At 72.2% G+C, this 15,443-nt stretch carries 17 protein-coding genes; 4 read left to right on the forward strand and 13 right to left on the reverse strand.

The features are described from left to right. Nucleotides 1–8 precede the first annotated feature (8 nt). Together ACIOD2_RS07205 and ACIOD2_RS07210 are read right to left on the reverse strand one after the other, a co-directional pair. Nucleotides 9–614 carry a DNA-binding response regulator gene (locus ACIOD2_RS07205; protein ID WP_400535276.1) on the reverse strand — a complete coding sequence of 202 codons (606 nt, stop codon included), beginning with the start codon at nt 612–614 and terminating at the stop codon, nt 9–11. Then, nucleotides 611–1,747 (reverse strand): sensor histidine kinase, encoded by a 1,137-nt coding sequence (locus ACIOD2_RS07210; RefSeq protein WP_400535278.1) that lies wholly within the window; start codon nt 1,745–1,747, stop codon nt 611–613. Before ACIOD2_RS07210 ends, ACIOD2_RS07205 begins: the two co-directional genes overlap by 4 nt. 94 nt (nt 1,748–1,841) lie before the next feature. Here ACIOD2_RS07210 and ACIOD2_RS07215 point away from each other — a divergent pair, with 94 nt between their 5' ends. Next, complete coding sequence (locus ACIOD2_RS07215; RefSeq protein WP_400535280.1) at nt 1,842–3,278, forward strand: alpha/beta hydrolase; 1,437 nt, start codon at nt 1,842–1,844, stop codon at nt 3,276–3,278. A gap of 209 nt (nt 3,279–3,487) precedes the next feature. On the opposite strand, the gene ACIOD2_RS07220 is transcribed toward ACIOD2_RS07215, so the two are convergent. Beyond that, complete coding sequence (locus ACIOD2_RS07220; RefSeq protein WP_400535282.1) at nt 3,488–3,937, reverse strand: ArsR family transcriptional regulator; 450 nt, start codon at nt 3,935–3,937, stop codon at nt 3,488–3,490. A 119-nt stretch (nt 3,938–4,056) separates the two neighbouring features. Continuing rightward, on the reverse strand, nt 4,057–4,884 hold the full coding sequence (locus ACIOD2_RS07225; protein ID WP_400535284.1) for an SDR family NAD(P)-dependent oxidoreductase: 828 nt from the start codon (nt 4,882–4,884) through the stop codon (nt 4,057–4,059). 95 nt (nt 4,885–4,979) lie between these two features. Here ACIOD2_RS07225 and ACIOD2_RS07230 point away from each other — a divergent pair, with 95 nt between their 5' ends. Beyond that, nucleotides 4,980–5,573: a TetR family transcriptional regulator gene (locus tag ACIOD2_RS07230; protein ID WP_400535285.1), complete on the forward strand. Its 594-nt coding sequence runs from the start codon at nt 4,980–4,982 to the stop codon at nt 5,571–5,573. Nucleotides 5,574–5,581: 8 nt separating this feature from the next. Here the strand turns inward: ACIOD2_RS07230 and ACIOD2_RS07235 are convergent, their stop codons facing one another. Then, nucleotides 5,582–6,169, reverse strand: coding sequence for an SRPBCC family protein (locus ACIOD2_RS07235; protein ID WP_400535287.1), 588 nt, complete (start codon nt 6,167–6,169; stop codon nt 5,582–5,584). 120 nt (nt 6,170–6,289) lie between these two features. Between ACIOD2_RS07235 and ACIOD2_RS07240 the strand changes: the two genes are divergently transcribed. Continuing rightward, on the forward strand, nt 6,290–6,916 hold the full coding sequence (locus tag ACIOD2_RS07240) for a TetR/AcrR family transcriptional regulator (protein ID WP_400535289.1): 627 nt from the start codon (nt 6,290–6,292) through the stop codon (nt 6,914–6,916). A gap of 55 nt (nt 6,917–6,971) precedes the next feature. Here the strand turns inward: ACIOD2_RS07240 and ACIOD2_RS07245 are convergent, their stop codons facing one another. From ACIOD2_RS07245 to ACIOD2_RS07255, 3 genes are read right to left on the reverse strand one after another with little or no spacing between them, the layout of a single operon-like run. Then, nucleotides 6,972–7,481 (reverse strand): hypothetical protein, encoded by a 510-nt coding sequence (locus ACIOD2_RS07245; protein WP_400535291.1) that lies wholly within the window; start codon nt 7,479–7,481, stop codon nt 6,972–6,974. A gap of 25 nt (nt 7,482–7,506) precedes the next feature. Continuing rightward, nucleotides 7,507–8,634, reverse strand: a complete 1,128-nt coding sequence (locus ACIOD2_RS07250) for a mandelate racemase/muconate lactonizing enzyme family protein (RefSeq protein WP_400535293.1) — start codon at nt 8,632–8,634, stop codon at nt 7,507–7,509. Then, nucleotides 8,631–9,374 carry a creatininase family protein gene (locus tag ACIOD2_RS07255; protein WP_400535295.1) on the reverse strand — a complete coding sequence of 248 codons (744 nt, stop codon included), beginning with the start codon at nt 9,372–9,374 and terminating at the stop codon, nt 8,631–8,633. Before ACIOD2_RS07255 ends, ACIOD2_RS07250 begins: the two co-directional genes overlap by 4 nt. A 151-nt stretch (nt 9,375–9,525) precedes the next feature. On the opposite strand from ACIOD2_RS07255, the gene ACIOD2_RS07260 reads away from it, so the two are divergent. Beyond that, nucleotides 9,526–10,458 (forward strand): ROK family protein, encoded by a 933-nt coding sequence (locus tag ACIOD2_RS07260; protein WP_400535297.1) that lies wholly within the window; start codon nt 9,526–9,528, stop codon nt 10,456–10,458. Between the two features lie 5 nt (nt 10,459–10,463). Here ACIOD2_RS07260 and ACIOD2_RS07265 read toward each other — a convergent pair whose 3' ends face one another. From ACIOD2_RS07265 to ACIOD2_RS07285, 5 genes are read right to left on the reverse strand one after another with little or no spacing between them, the layout of a single operon-like run. Beyond that, a complete protein-coding gene (locus ACIOD2_RS07265) occupies nt 10,464–11,267 on the reverse strand; it encodes an ATP-binding cassette domain-containing protein (RefSeq protein ID WP_400535299.1) in 804 nt (267 codons plus the stop codon). Then, nucleotides 11,264–12,058 carry an ATP-binding cassette domain-containing protein gene (locus ACIOD2_RS07270; RefSeq protein ID WP_400535301.1) on the reverse strand — a complete coding sequence of 265 codons (795 nt, stop codon included), beginning with the start codon at nt 12,056–12,058 and terminating at the stop codon, nt 11,264–11,266. The genes ACIOD2_RS07265 and ACIOD2_RS07270 overlap by 4 nt, the downstream gene beginning before the upstream one ends. Continuing rightward, on the reverse strand, nt 12,055–12,933 hold the full coding sequence (locus tag ACIOD2_RS07275; protein WP_400535303.1) for an ABC transporter permease: 879 nt from the start codon (nt 12,931–12,933) through the stop codon (nt 12,055–12,057). Before ACIOD2_RS07275 ends, ACIOD2_RS07270 begins: the two co-directional genes overlap by 4 nt. Further along, entirely contained in the window at nt 12,930–13,901 is a 972-nt protein-coding gene (locus tag ACIOD2_RS07280) for an ABC transporter permease (RefSeq protein ID WP_400535305.1), read from the reverse strand. The genes ACIOD2_RS07275 and ACIOD2_RS07280 overlap by 4 nt, the downstream gene beginning before the upstream one ends. Beyond that, on the reverse strand, nt 13,898–15,439 hold the full coding sequence (locus ACIOD2_RS07285; protein WP_400535307.1) for an ABC transporter substrate-binding protein: 1,542 nt from the start codon (nt 15,437–15,439) through the stop codon (nt 13,898–13,900). Before ACIOD2_RS07285 ends, ACIOD2_RS07280 begins: the two co-directional genes overlap by 4 nt. Nucleotides 15,440–15,443: the final 4 nt, after the last annotated feature.

Genomic DNA, 15,443 nt, shown 5'->3' on the forward strand with positions numbered 1-15,443 from the left:
AAGCCCCCTCAGAGCCAGCCGTTGGTTTCGGCGAGCCGGGCGGCTTCGGCACGGGTACGGGCTTCGGTCTTGCCGATGGCCGAGGACAGGTGGTTCCGGACCGTCCCCGCGGTGAGGCCGAGCGCCCTCGCGATGTCGGCGACCGTGCCGCCCTCGGCCGCGGCGCGGAGCACGTCGGCTTCGCGGTCGGTGAGCGGGCTGGTGCCGGCGGCGAGGGATTCGGCCGCCAGGGCCGGGTCGATGAACCGGAGTCCCGCGTGGACCCGGCGGATCGCGTTGAGCAGCTGCTCGGGCCGGGAGTCCTTGACCACGAACCCGGCCGCGCCCGCGGACATCGCGCGGGCGAGGTAGCCGGGGCGGCTGAACGTGGTGCAGATCAGCACGCGGCAGGCCGGCAGCGCGTGCCGCAGCTCGGCGGTGACCGCCAGCCCGTCGCGGCCGGGCATCTGCACGTCCAGGAGCGCGAGGTCCGGGTTCGTGCGCCGGGCCGCCGGGACGACTTCGGTGCCCGAGCCGACTTCGGCCACGACGTCGATGTCCGGCTCGAAGCGGAGCATCGACGCCAGCGCGCCGCGGAAGAGGGCCTGGTCGTCGGCCAGCAGGATGCGGATCACGCCGGCGCCGCCTCGGCGAACACCCGGTAGCCGCCGCGCGGGGCGCGGCCGTGCTCGAGGTGGCCGGAGACCGCGGCCAGGCGTTCGGCCAGGCCGGTGAGGCCGTGCCCGGCCGCGGGTTCGCCGGTGACCGTCCCGTCGTCGGTGACCTCGACCCAGGCGGGGCCGACGCGCACCCGGCACTGCCCGGCGTCGGAGTGCCGGAGCACGTTGGTGACCGCTTCCCGGACGACGTAACCGAAGACGCCGTGCAGCCCGGGCCGCACGGCGTCGGCCGAAAGCGGCAGTTCGGCCTGCACCCCCGCGGCGCGCAACGCCAGCCGGGCACCCGAAAGCTCGGTGGCCAGCGTGACCTCCCGGTACCCCGAAACGGTGGCACGCACGTCGGAAAGCGACTGGTGGCACAGGGTTTCCAGGTCGCGGACCTCGGCCAGGGCCGGGCCGGCGTCCGCGCCCGACTCGAGAATCCGCCGGGCGAGGCCGAGCTTGACGGCCATCGTCGAGAGGTTGTGGCCGAGGATGTCGTGGAGCTCGCGGGCGACCCGTTCGCGTTCGGCGTCCACGGCCATCCGCCGGATCTGCGCGCGGGCGGCCTTCAGGTGACCGCTGGTGAACGTCAGCGCGAAGACGGTGCCCACCGCCGCGGTGACGCCGCCGAGCGTGGCCACCTGGGTCCAGTTCACGTGCCCGGTGCCGGCCCGCATCCAGACGAGCTGCCCGGCCGCCGTGGCGAACCCGAGCGGGACGGAGTAGCGCAGCGGCAGCAGCATCAGGCCGATCGCGATGGCGAAGGTCAGGTCGGTCAGGTAGTCCGGCGAGCCCAGCAGCAGGCTCGGCGCACCGCCGAAGGCGAACAGCATCGCGATGATCACCGCCCGCTGCCGTCGTGGCGCGGCAGGACCGGACCACAGCGCGACGAGGTAAGTGGCGGCGTACAGGCCGATCGCGGCGAGCGCGAGCGCCGTCCGCGCCGCACCGTTCCCGCCGTGGACGATCATCGTGACCCGGGGCAGCAGGACCAGCAGCGTGAGGCCGTTGACGACGAAGGGGGCCACCCGGCGCCGCCGGTCCTCCCAGAAGCTCCAGTCCGGCCACTGCCGGACGGAGAACCGGCCGGGATCACGCTCGCTCACCGGCTCACCCTAAGCACCGGTGGCGCGAGCCGCCCCGTGACAGATGGCACGGGTCGTCCCGGCCGGCCGGTGGTGCGGTGAAGCCATGGAACCGATGAAGAAGATCTTGCCGGCGGCGCTCGCCGCGGCCGCGGTGGTGGCGGGGGTGTCCGCGGCGGGCGCGGCCGAAGGGACGTCGATGGCCTGGGGGCCGTGCCCGGCCGACGTCACCGGCCCCGGCTTGCGATGCTCGACGCTCGACGTGCCGCTGGACTACCACCACCCGGACGGGCCGAAGATCACCGTCGCGCTCTCCCGGCTGGCGAGCGCGAACCCCGCGAAGCGCCGCGGCGTCCTGCTGGTCAACCAGGGCGGGCCCGGCCTGACCGGCCTGGACTTCCCGGCGGCGCTGGTCACCGCGGGACTGCCGCAGCCGGTGCGGGACGCCTACGACGTGATCGGGTTCGACCCGCGCGGGGTCGGCCACAGCAACCCGGTGACCTGCGACATGACGCCGGAGCAGACCGCCCAGAGCGTGAACCCGCCCTTCCCGTACGGCCCGGCGGACGTGACGAAGGCGGCCGAGGCCGCGAAGGTCGTCGCCCGGCAGTGCACGACGTCGGAGACGGCCGCGGTGCTGCCGTTCATCACCACCGCGAACACCGCACGCGACATGGACCGGATCCGGACGGCCCTGAACGAGCCGAAACTGTCGTACTACGGCGATTCCTACGGGACCTACCTCGGCGCGGTGTACACGACGCTGTTCCCGGAGCGCAGCGACCGGATCGTCCTGGACAGCAGCCTCGGACCCGAAGGCTACGACGCCGATGCGCTGCGAAGCCAAGCGCTGGGCTTCGAAATCCGGTTCCCCGACTTCGCGAAGGTCGCCGCGGCCGACCCGGCACAGTACGGCCTGGGTGCTACTCCGGCAGCGGTGCGCGCGAAGTACTTCGAGCTGGCCGAGCGCCTGGACCGGACTCCGGTGCAGGGCTACGACGGCACGACGTTCCGCACGATCACCGCGGCCCTCCTCCGCTCGGACGTCACCCTGGCCCCGCTCGCGAAGCTGTGGCACAAGCTCGACGTGAACGAGCCGGTGCCCGCCGACGCCGGCTCCGGCGCGGGCTCCGACAACTTCGCGGCGAGCTACCTCGCGGTCGTCTGCGGCGATTCACGGTGGCCGGAAGCGGTGGGAACCTACCAGCGCAACGTCGCGGTCGACCGCGTCCGCTACCCGATGTACGGCCCGTATGCGGCCAACATCCGGCCGTGCGCGTACTGGCCGTCGCCGGCGGAACCGCGGGTGCGGATCACCGGCCACGGCCCGGCGAACGTGCTGATGCTGCAGAACCTGCGCGACCCGGCCACCCCCATGCCCGGAGCCCTCCGCCTGCGCGCGGCGTTCGGCGACCGCGCCCGCCTGGTCACGGCGGACCAGGGCGGTCACGTGGCTTACCTCAACGGCGCGAACCAGTGCGGCAACAACGCCGTGAGCGACTACCTCGCCACCGGAAACCGCCCGGCACACGACACCTTCTGCCGGGCCTGAGGTCGTAGGCCGTCAGGCAGGGCGGCGCGCGGCCACGGCGTTCTTCGCCGCCAACCTCAACCCGGCTTCGACGAGAACCCAGCCGAGACGCTGCCGCCGCGTGCCTTCCCTGCGACGGTGTTTCACCTGGCTCGCCGCCCGTCTCAGGTCCGCCTCGCGTTCGCGGACCAGATCCTCCGCCAGAAGAAAATGCACCGTACTCGTCCCCCTCAGCCGGACTTCGACGTGTCAGGTTTCTCGGGCCGCGACTGCCGGGGGAACGCCGACCAGTGCGCGATCACGTTGTGGTCGCCCGGTCGCGCGTCCCGGCGGAAGCGGTTGACCACCGCCTCGACCTCCGCGCTCATCGCCACGGCCTCTTCCGGAGTCAGGGACAACCGCGCGTCGTTGAAAACGGCCTTGTCGTACCACTCGTCCATCCACTGCGGAAGCTCACTGACGAACCGCGACTCGGCCTCGTACCGCTGCTCGATCACCGATCTCAGGTACATGTCCAGCGGACCCGCGAGTTCCGGGTCACCGACGAAGTCGGCCGCCCGCATGTGAATCGACTTCTGGGCGGACCGCCACCAGCGTTCGCGTTTGTTGCCGCGCTCGCTGTCCTCTTCGACCAGACCGGCCTCGGCCAGCAGCCGCAGGTGCCAGCATCGGCCCGGCACTGGTATTCCCGCTGCCCGTGTTCGTGATCTGCGGCCTGCCCGGCGTACCGCGGGACGACCGGGATCGGTTCGCGCGACGGCATCACGGCCCTGCCGACCAAGCCGCCGCAGTCCGGCGGCTAAGCGCTCGCCCGCTTCTTCGCTCCGGAACGGCGGGCCGGATCGGTCAGCCGGTGCATCATGGTCACGCTCGCCCGCCGGGGCACCAGGCGGCCGAAGCTCGCGCCCATGCGGTTCGAGCGGCCGTCGATGACGCTCGGGCCGGGGTTGCGGCTCTCGAGGTGGGACAACGCGGTGGCGACGACGTCCTCGGGGGTGCGCGCCTTGGCTCCCGCGGTGGCGTCGTCGGTGCCGACGACGGCGTTGAACTCGGTGCTCGTCGCCCCCGGGGACAGCGCGAACGCGGTGACCCCGCTGCCGCGCAGCTCGGCCCAGAGCGACTCGGTGAAGTTGAGGACGAACGCCTTCGTCGCGCCGTAGACGGCCATCCGCGGGGTCGGCGTGTAGGCGGCCATGCTGGCGACGTTGATCAGGAAACCTTGCGCCGCAACGATGTCCGGCAGAAACGCGGAGCTCAGCTGCACCGGGGCGGCGACGTCCACCGCGATCTCCTGGGCCAGGCGGGCCGGATCCTCGTCGGCGAACTCGCCGAACGTGCCGAAACCGGCGTTGTTGATCAAGCTGGTCGCCGTGAGACCGGCGTCGGCCACCGCCGCTTTCAGGTCCGGGCCGATCGTGGACGAGGTGAGGTCGAGCGCGATCGCCGTCGCGGCGACGTGGTGCTTCCGCTCCAGTTCGGAAGCCAGCTCCCGCAGGCGGTCGAGACGGCGCGCCACCAGGATCAGGTCCGCGCCCCGGGCGGCGAGGGCGTGCGCGAACGTGGCGCCGATGCCGGAGCTGGCTCCGGTGACGATGACGGTCTGGCTGCGGTAGTCCGGTCGCGGCATCAGTTCTCCAAAGGGGTGATCGGCCGACTGGCCATTTCACCGTATGCCTGCCTGGCACTCAGTGTCAATGTGGCGCTCAGTGTATGATCGGCGTCATGGCCAAGCAGGACGACCTCTGGACCCGATCGCGCCAGGCGGCGTACGCGGAGATCACGCGCGTCGCCATGACCCTGTTCCTCGAGCAGGGGTTCGACGGGACGACGATCGACCAGATCGCGGCGACCGCGGGCATCTCGCGGCGCTCGTTCTTCCGCTACTTCGGGACGAAGGAGGACATCGTCCTCGGCGACCTGGCGAACCAGGGCGCGCTCGTGCGCGAGATCCTGGAAGGCATCCCGGCGTCGGTGCCGCCCTGGGAGGCGCTGCGGGAAGCACTCTGGCGTGCCGACGGCGAAGGGCTGCAGTCCGAGGTGGCGCTCAAGATCGCCAAGATGATGTACGAGACCCCGTCGCTGCGGGCCCGCAGCATCGAGAAGCACCTCCAGTGGCAGGAACAGCTCGTGCCTAACATCCGGCTCCGGCTCGGCGTCGACGCCGACGACGTGGCCGATCCGGCGGCCGACGCGATCGTCGCCAGCGCCATCGCCTGCCTCGACGTCGCCGGCCAGATCTGGGCCAGGTCCGACGGCGCGCTCGACCTGGCCGAGCTGCACGACCGCGCGGTGCGCGCCGTCGGATCCCCCGACTGAGGGGCGCTTCAGCGACAGCCGGACCGCGCCTCGGCGGTGCCCTTCAGCCGCTGCGCCCAGTCGCTGAGCCCCTGGTCCAGACTGGCTTGGCTGCCCGGGATGTCGACCTCGACGGGCGGGCCCGCCCAGGACTCCTCCGTGGTCGCGAGGACGCCGTCCTTGGTCTGCCTGAAGGTCCAGAGGTGCACCCCGGTGATGCCGTTGACGGGGGCGCCCCACGCGGTGCACCGCAGCGGCGCGATGGTCTTGATCGTCGATCGGACGTTCATGTTCTGCGGGGACCAGGTGAAGACCGAGCCCGGCCGCAGCGGTCCCGGCGTCACCTTGTGCGCGGGGGCGATCTCCGGGATCCAGCTCTGCCACCGGTCGATGTCCGCGTGCAGCCGCCACACCCGCGCCAGCGGCGCCTTGATGAGCACGCTTGCGCGACTGATCACCGGCGCGGTCTTGTCGACCGTGACACCCCGGCACTCCTGGTGGGTCCCGGTGCCCGGCTTCGCTTCCGCGGCCGCCGCCGGCGACTGGGCCGACACCACCATCGCCACGCCCAAGGCCGCGGTACCGATGCCGTGCAGGAAGGTGCGTCGTGCGTTCATCGAAGATCAGTCCTTTTCGATCGGAAGAGGCGACTGTGATTACGGCCGTAACCTTACGATCTATAACTCATCGGGCACAAGAGCTAACAGTCATAAGTTTCGTGCTGTAAGCTCACGGTCGTGGACGACGAGAAGACCGCGACCCGCACCCGCAACCGCCGCGGCGAAGGCTCCCGCCTGCGCGACGAGATCATCGCGGCGGCGGTCGAGCTGCTCGACGAGACCGGCGACGCGAGCGCCGTCACCCTGCGTTCCGTCGCGCGGCACATCGGGATCGCCGCGCCCTCGATCTACCGCCACTTCCCCGACCAGCCCGCGATCGTGCTGGCCGCCGTCCAGAAGGCCTTCGCCGAACTGGACGGCGAACTCCGCGCCGCCCGGGACGCCGCGACCGGTCCCCGGCAACGGCTCTTCGCGATCTGCGACACCTACCTGGCGTTCGCCCAGGCGCACCCGGGGCGCTACCGCACGATGTTCGGCGGGCTCTGGATGCCCGACCTCACCGGCAGTTCCGTGACCGGGACCGACCTGTCCGCACTGGGCCGGGCGAGCATGGAACTGCTCCACGACGCCCTGGAGGGCTGCGTGGACACCGGCGTCGCCACCAGCACGGACATCGCCGCCGACACGGTCGCGCTGTGGCTCGGCCTGCACGGGCTGGCCCACCAGCGAGCGGTGGCCCCGAATTTCGTGTGGCCGCCGGACATCGCCGAACGGGTCGTCACCGCACTCGCCCACCTGGCCTGAACCGGCCACGGCGATCTCGCGCCCGCCCTGAAGGGGAACCGTGAACCCATCACCTTCACGGTACTTCGGCTTGGCTCCCCGACGCGTCAGCCGAGCACTCCCCTGAACCGGCTCCGACCGCGCAAGCTCCGGCCAGGACGTTCAGCCCGAACCCGATCGCCGCGAACAGCCGGCGGCTTCGGGCGATCTCCTGCAGGTACTCGGCGCGCGTGATCGGTGTGCTGCCGAGGCGGGCGTAGAGCTGATAGCCAGTGGCGGTCACCTCGGGCGTGCCCGAGCGCATTCCCGCGGCCGTGACCGCCACCAGAACCGCCCCGGCGAGGACCAGCGGTGCGGCACTCCAGCGCACTCGCGGCGGAACCGACGTGATGGCGGTGGTCAGCGCCCTCAGACGTGACTCGCCGCTGCGCCGGAACACCAGCAGCAGCACCACGGGGACGATGCCGACCAGCGGAACCTCCCACACCGCGTCCGGCAGAGGAGGCTCGCCTTCGATGAAGGAGCCCGCTATTCCCGCCAGGCAACCCAGTGTCGCCAGGCCGCACCAAAAGGCAATCGCGCGCACGCTCGAGGATACTGCGCGCGCACCTTCACCCGGTGAGGTCTCCCTCCTCTTCGTTGCGCTTCGCGTAGTACGCCACCTTTTCCTCGTCCACCGTCACGCCCAAGCCAGGCCCGGTCGGCACCTTCAGCCGGCCGTCCGCGAGCTCCAGCGGCTCCACGATGTCGTCCGCGTGCAGGTAGTACATGCTGTCGATGGCCCGCGACAGCACCGGTGTGCTCGCCACCACCGCCAGGTGGGCGGCCGTCGCGATGCCCAGTTCGCCGCCGCTGTGGAGGTTCATCCCCAGGCCGAACGTCTCGCAGTGGGCGGCCAGTGCCTTCGTCGCCGAGATCCCGCCCCACTTGTAGACGTCGCCGTGGATGACGTCGACCGCGCCGAGCCGGACCGCCGGGGCGAATTCCTCGAAGCGGACCACGCACATGTTGGTGCACAACGGGATCCGCACCTTCGCCCGCACCTGGGCCATGCCCTCGATGCCGACGCACGGGTCCTCGAGGTACTCCAGGTCGAGCTCCTCCAGGGACAGCCCGGCGCGGATCGAGTCGGGCACCGACCACGCCGCGTTCGGGTCGACGCGCAGCTCGACGTCCGGGAGCGCGTGCCGCAGCTCGCGCATGATCTCGACGTCGCCGCGGACGTCCTTGGTGCCCTTGAGCTTCACGGCCGTGAAGCCGCCCTCGGCGACCACCTTCGCCGCGTGCTCGCCCAGCCCCTGGGCCAGTTCCCGGCCGGTCGCGCCGGGCGCGTCGGCGCGGGTGATCAGCGCCGTGATCGGGACCTCGTCGCGGACCGGGCCGCCGATCAGGTCGGTCACGGACTGGCCGGTGATCTTGCCCATCAGGTCCCAGCACGCGACGTCGAGCGCGGCCAGCGCCGCGTACCCGAGGTAGCCGTGGAAGAACGGCACCATGTGGTGGCGCCGGTGGAACGCCTCCAGCGCGAACGGGCTCGTCCCCACCAGCTCCTCACCGAGCTTGCGGGCCAGCTCCGCGACCGGGCGGCCCCACATGGTCTCGCCCCAGCCTTCGACGCCGGTGTCGGTGCGCAGCCGCACGACGGTGCGGGTCTCGCCCGTCTTCGTCTCGAACGAGCTGGTGAACGGGTTGGTCAGCGGCAGGTTCACGACCCGCACGTCGACGTCGGTGATCTTCATGCCTCCCCTTCGGCGTGGGTGGTGCGGGTGGCCGCGTCGAACGCGCGGATCGCGTCCGCCAGCGCGGTCACCCGGTCTTCGAGCAGGTCCGCGCCGCCCTCGGCGGTCGCGGTGGTGGCGTCGTCGGTGCTGCCGCCCGCGCGGGCCCATTCGCCGTGACGCTCCACGGTCAGGCCCGGGTAGGGCGGGTACGCGAACAGCGGTGGTGGCGTGACGTCGGGGCGTGGTTCGCGAGGCCGCACCAGGTCGCCGTGAGCCGCGAGCATCAGCGACGTCTCGAACTTCCCGGCGTGGCCCGGCGAGGAGCCCTCACCCAGCGAGAAGTAGGAGCACGCGGCGAGCGCCACGTCGGCCCGCAGGGCGTACTCCTTGACGGCGAGCCGCATGATCTCGTCGTTGCCGCCGTGGCCGTTGACCACGAAGACACGCCGGAACCCGCTGGTGGCGAGCGAGTCCAGGACGTCGGCGAGCACGGCCTGCAGCGTCGACGCCCGCAGCGACACCGCGGCGGCGAAGAGGTGGTGCGGGCTGTGCCCGAACGGCAGCGCGGGCAGCCGCACCACGACCGGGTCGTCCACCCGCGCCAGAGCGCCGTCGACGACGGCCTCGGCGAGCATCGTGTCGGTGCCCATCGGCAGGTGGGCGGCGTGCTGTTCCTGCGAACCGATCGGCAGCAGCGCGATCGCCGACCGGGCGGCGTCGCGCACCTCCTGCCAGGTCATCCGCGTCAGTTCCGGCACGTGGTCTCCCCTCGGGACTCCGGTCGTGGTGGCGCGACTGCCTCGCGCCAGGTCGCCGTCAGGTCCGGCACGTGGTCTCCCCACCGGCTCGTCCACCTCGGTTCCGGCACGTGGTCTCCCCTCCGGAGTCGGGTCGTGGCATCGTGGCCGCATGAGCACCGGCGAACGCCCGGCCCTGCGGCTGGTCCCGGCACCGGCCGCGCCCGAGGCCGCCGCCGGTCCGGTGCTGGGCGCCGTCGAGCTGCTGCCCGGCCGGGTCCGGGCCGCGCTGCTCGACCTGTCCGGCACCGTGCTGTGGCGCGCCGAGGCGGCCTACCCGCGCGGCACCGCCGACCGGGCCGACGTCGACGCCGCCCTGGCCGAGGTCGCCGCGTTCCCCACTCGGCCGGTGGGCGTCGGGGTGGCCGCCGCGGGACTGGTGGACGCCGATGCGGGCGTGATCATCGAGGTCAACGAGGTGCCGGCGCTGCACGGTTACCCCGTCGCCGCGGTGCTCGCCGGGCTGGTGCACGCGCCGGTCCACATCGAACACCGGGCGCGCCTGCAGGTGCTGGGTGACCGCTGGTTCGGCCCGGGCCGCGGCCGCACGACCTTCGCGTCCGTTTCGACGGGCGAGGTGCTCGGCGTCGGCCTGCTCTACGACGGCGAGGTGCTGGCCCCGCCGGGCGGCCGCAGCGGCGCGCACATGACGGTGGCCGCCAGCGGCCGGCCGTGCACCTGCGGCGCCCGTGGCTGCTGGAAGACCGTCGCGACCACGCCGTGGCTGCGCTCCGAAGCCGAGCGGCGTGGCCTCGCCGCGCGCACGGTGCGCGAGCTGGCGGGCGACCCGCTGCTGGACGAGTACGCGGGCAACATCGCGCTCGGGCTGGTGAACATCCAGCAGCTGTTCGCGCCCGGCCTGTTCGTCCTCCACGGCGAAGCCGCCGAGGGCGGGGAAGCCTTCCGGGCCCGGATCGAGCAGCGGCTGCGCGAGGATTCGTCGTGGGCCCGCACCGCGGAGCCGCCGCGGGTCGTGGTGAACGAGGGCCCGGCCGACGACGTCGCGCTGCTCGGCGGCGCCGGGCTCGTGCTGTCCCACCACTGACGCCTTCACGCCGTCACCCGGCGGCGGCGCGCGAGCCGCGGATCCGGGTTCGGGACCGCGTCGAGCAGGCTCTTCGTGTACTCGTGGGACGGTGCCGAGAACAGCTGCTTCGCAGCGGCCAGCTCCACGATCTTCCCGGCCCGCATCACCGCGACGCGGTCGGCGATCCGCTGGACGACCGCGAGGTTGTGCGACACGAAGACGTAGGTCAGCTTCAGCCGGTCCTGCAGGTCGGCCAGCAGGTCCAGGACCTGCGCCTGCACCGAGACGTCGAGCGCGCTCGTCGGCTCGTCGAGCACCACCAGCCGCGGCTCCAGGGCGAGCGCCCTGGCGATGGAGATCCGCTGCCGCTGGCCGCCGGAGAACTCGTGCGGGTAGCGGTCCTGGACCTGCGGCGGCAGCCCGACGGCGTCGAGCAGGCCCGCCACCCGCTCGCGCACCTCCGCACGGCCACGGCGGCCACGCAGCGCCGGATCGTGCGTGACCAGCGGCTCGCTGACGATCTCCGTCACGCGCAGCCGCGGGTTCATGCTCGAGTACGGGTCCTGCAGCACCACCTGCATCTCGCGCCGCACCTTGCGCAGGCTGGCCGCCCCCAGCGCGTGCAGGTCCGCGCCGTCGAAGCGCACGGTTCCGGCCGTGGGCTCGATCAGCCGCAGCAGCAACCGGGTCAGCGTCGTCTTCCCGCTGCCCGACTCGCCGACCACGGCCAGGGTCTCCCCCGCGACGACGTCGAGGTCGACACCGTCCACAGCGGACAGGGCGCCGTAGTCCTTGCGCAGCCCGCGGATCTCGACCAGGTTCGTCATACCCGCTCCAGCTTCGGTGTCGCACGCAGCAGCTCGCGTGTGTAGTCCTCGCGCGGCGCCTCGAACAGCGGCACCACGTCCGCGGTTTCGACGACCCGGCCCGACTTCAGCACCACGACCCGGTCGGCGACCTCCGCGACGACACCGAGGTCGTGGGTGATCAGCAGGATCGCCATGCCGTGCCGCCGCTGCAGGTCCACCAGCAGCTCGAGGATCTGGGCCTGCACGGTGACGTCCAGCGCGGTGGTCGGCTCGTCGGCGATGAGCACCCGCGGCCGTCCGACGAGCGCCATCGCGATCATCGAGCGCTGCCGCAGGCCGCCCGAAAGCTGGTGCGGGTACTGCGAAGCGCGGCGTTCCGGGTCGGGGATTCCCGCCTCCCGCAACGCTTCCACCGCGGCCGTCCGCGCGTCGTGCCGCGACGCGCCCTGGTGCTTCCGGACCACCTCGGCCACCTGGGCACCGATCCGCTTGACCGGGTTGAGGCTGGTCATCGGGTCCTGGAAGACCATGGCGACGTCGTTGCCGCGGATGCCCCGGAGATCCTTTTCGGACAGTCGCAGCACGTCGCGGCCGTCGAGGAGGATCTCGCCGCCCGCGTAGACGCACGGCGGCTCGGGGTTGAGCCGCAGCACGGACAGCGCCGTCGCGGTCTTGCCGCTGCCCGACTCCCCCACCAGTGCGACGGTCTCGCCTTCGGCCACCGACAGGCTCACGCCGTCGGCCGCGGTCACCGTGCCGGTGTCCACCCGGAACTCGATGCTCAGGTCGGTGATCTCCAGCAGGCTCATGAGCGGTACGCCTTCGGGTCCGCGACGTCGCGCAGGACGTCGCCGGTGATGTTGACGGCCAGCGCGGTGAGCATCAGCGCGACACCGGGGAACACGGCCACCCACCACGACGTGCCGAGGTAGAGCTGGCCGTCGGCGAGCATCCCGCCCCAGGTGACCGTCCGCTTGGGCACGCCGAGGCCGAGGTAGCTCAACGACGCTTCGGCGACGATCGCCGCGGCGACGTGCAGCGTGCCGATGGTCGCCAGCGGCGCCATCACGTTGGGCAGCAGGTGCCGGCGCATGATCGTGAAGTCCGTGACGCCGATGGCGCGCGCCTCCGTCACGAACTCCCTGGTGCGCAGGGAAAGCACTTCGGAGCGGATCACGCGGGCGTAGGAGACCCAGCCGGTGAAGCCGAGCACCAGCACGACGTACCAGAGGCCGGAGCCGAGGAACCCGACGATGGCGAGCGCGAGCAGGATCGACGGGAACGCCAGCTGGATGTCGGCGATCCGCATCAGGATCCGGTCGAACCAGCCGCCGAGGAACCCGGCGACCAGGCCGATCGCGGCGCCGACCACCCCGGCCAGCAGGGCCGCGCACGCGCCGACGAGCAGCGAGACGCGGGCGCCGTAGAAGAGCCGGGACAGGATGTCGCGGCCCAGCTGGTCGGTGCCGAGCAGGTGCGACGAGTCGCCGCCGGCGGCCCACGCGGGTGGGTGCAGCCGCACCAGCAGGTCCTGCGCGCCCGGGTCGTACGGCGCGATCAGCGGCGCGAGCAGGGCGACGAGCACCATCAGGGTCAGCACGGTCACGGCGACGACGCCGAGCTTGTTGCGCAGGACTCCGCGCACCACACCCGGGCGGGCTACAGGGACAGCTACGGCGGTCACGCGGTCACCCGCACCCTCGGGTCGAGAATCGTGTAGGACAGGTCCACCAGGAGGTTCACCACGACGAACGTGGCGGCGAAGAACAGCACCGCGGCCTGCACCAGCGGGAAGTCGCGGTTCTGGATGGCCTCGACGGTGAGCCGGCCGAGGCCGGGCCAGGAGAACACCTGCTCGGTGAGGATCGCGCCGCCGAGCAGGCTGCCGATCTCCAGGCCGACCACCGTGACGACGGGCAGCGCGGCGTTGCGCAGGCCGTGGCCCAGCACGATCCCGCCGGTGCTCAGCCCCTTGGCCCGCGCGGTGCGGATGTAGTCGGAGCCGAGCACGTCGACCAGGGAGCTGCGCAACAGCCGCGCGATCACCGCCACCGAGTACACGGCCAGCGTGATGGCCGGGAGCACGAGGTGCGCGAACCCGCCGTAACCCGACGCGGGCAGCAGCTGCAGCTGCACGGCGAAGATGAGGATCAGCAGGATCCCGACCCAGAACGCGGGCGTCGACTGCCCGACGAGGACGCCGGTCATCACGCCGGTGTCGCCCGCGCGGCCGCGGCGCAGCGCGGCGAACGTGCCCGCCGGGACGGCGATCACCAGCGCCAGGAGCAGCGCGGCACCGGCCAGTTCCAGCGTCGCGGGGATGCGGGAGAACAGGACGTCCGCGACCGGCTGGTCGTAGACGAGCGACGTGCCCAGCTGCAGCCGCGGCAGGCCGCCGAGGTAGTCGAGGTACTGCGTGAGCAGCGGCCGGTCCAGGCCGAGGGTCGCGCGCAGCGTGGCCTCCTGCGCGGCGGTGGCGTCGGGCGGCAGGATCAGCTTCACCGGGTCGCCCGACAGCCGGACCAGGAAGAACGCGGCCGTGGCGACGAAGAACAGCACGATGATCGCGGTCAGCACCTTGGTGACGACCACGCGCAGCACCCCGCTGCCCGGGGCGGCCGGACGGGCCACGGCGACGGCGGGCGCGGTCACGGGGTCACCGTCGCCTTCGCCATGCCCAGCACGCCGACCACACCGGGTGTCCACTGTGGACGCGTGTTGACCGCGTAGACGTTGTCGATCTGGTAGAGGAACACGAACGGCGCCTCCTGCTTGAGAAGTTGCTGGAGCGAGGTGAAGGCCCGCTGCCGGTCGGCGGGCGCGAGCGACTGCTCTTCGGCGTCCACCAGCCGGTCGGCTTCGGAGTTGGTCCACCGGCTCTGCCGCCGGTCGTGGCGGACGTTGGACTGCACGAGGCTTTCGGCGTCGAGCGTCCAGCCGGTGCTGGCGGCGAGGTAGATCGGGCCGAGCGCGCTGCGGTTGCTGGAGGTCAGGCGGCTCGTGTATGTCCCCGCGTCGACCAGGTCGACGCGCGCCCGGACGCCGACGCGGGCGAGCAGCCCGGAGATCGCCTCGGCGAGGTTCGAGTCGGCGGTCTGCGCGGTGATCGAGGTGTCGAACCCGTCCGCGAAGCCCGCTTCGGCGAGCAGCTGCTTGGCCAGGCCGACGTCGCGGGTGAAGGGCGTGATCGACGGGTCGAAACCGAACGACTCGCGCGGGAACATCGTCGGCACCTCGCGCGCCTTGCCGTCGAGCACGGCCTTGATCAGCAGCGGCACGTCCACGGCGTGGTTGAGCGCCCGGCGGACGCGGACGTCGCGCAGCGGGCCGGCGGTGGTGTCGAGCGACAGGTACGACGTGCGGATGCCCGGGTAGTTGCGGATCGAGACGCCGGTGTAGCCCTTCAGCTGGAGCGCGGCGTCCGGGGTGAGCCCGGCGACGATGTCGACCTCGTCGCTCTGCAGCGAGGCGAGCGCCGAGGACGGGTCGGGCATCGGGAGGAACACCAGCTCGTCGTAGGCCGGTTTCCCGCCCCAGTACCCGGGGTTGGCGTGCATCCGCAGCTGGTGGTCGCGCTGGAACTCCCCGAAGGTGAACGGCCCGGTGCCGATCGGGTGCTTCGCGAAGCCGGCCGAGCCGACCTGCTTGAGGTAGCCCGGTGGCACGGCGACCCCGCCGAAGAGCGAGACCTTGGCCGGGATGATCGGGTCCGGGGCGCTGCAGCGGAGGTCCACTGTGGACGCATCGATGGCGACGGCCTGCTTCACGTAGCGCAGCTCGACGATGGGTGACTTGGTGGCCGGGTCGAGCAGCCGGTTGATGCTGAACGCGACGGCGTTGGCGTCGCACGGTTCGCCGTTGTGGAACTGCACACCGGGGCGGAGCTTGAACCGCCAGGTCAGCGGGTCGGGCGAGGACCACGACAGCGCGAGTCCCGGCGCCAGCTGGTTGTCCGGGCCGCGGGTGGTGAGCGTGTCGAACAGGTTGGTCAGCACGTTCATCGAGGTCAGGTCGCCCTGCTTCTGCGGGTCGAGCGTCTTGGGGTCCGACGACTGGGCGACGCGCAGCACGGTGCCGGTGGTGCCCGCGGCGCTGCCGCACGCGGAGAGCAGGCCGGGCAGGGCCAGCGCGGGGAGCGCGAGCCCGCCGAGCCGGAGGGCGTCGCGGCGCGACAGCCGGGAACGGGCCACGGTC

Origin of the sequence: Amycolatopsis sp. NPDC088138 (genome assembly GCF_044741685.1) — a bacterium.
Classification (GTDB): Bacteria; Actinomycetota; Actinomycetes; order Mycobacteriales; family Pseudonocardiaceae; genus Amycolatopsis.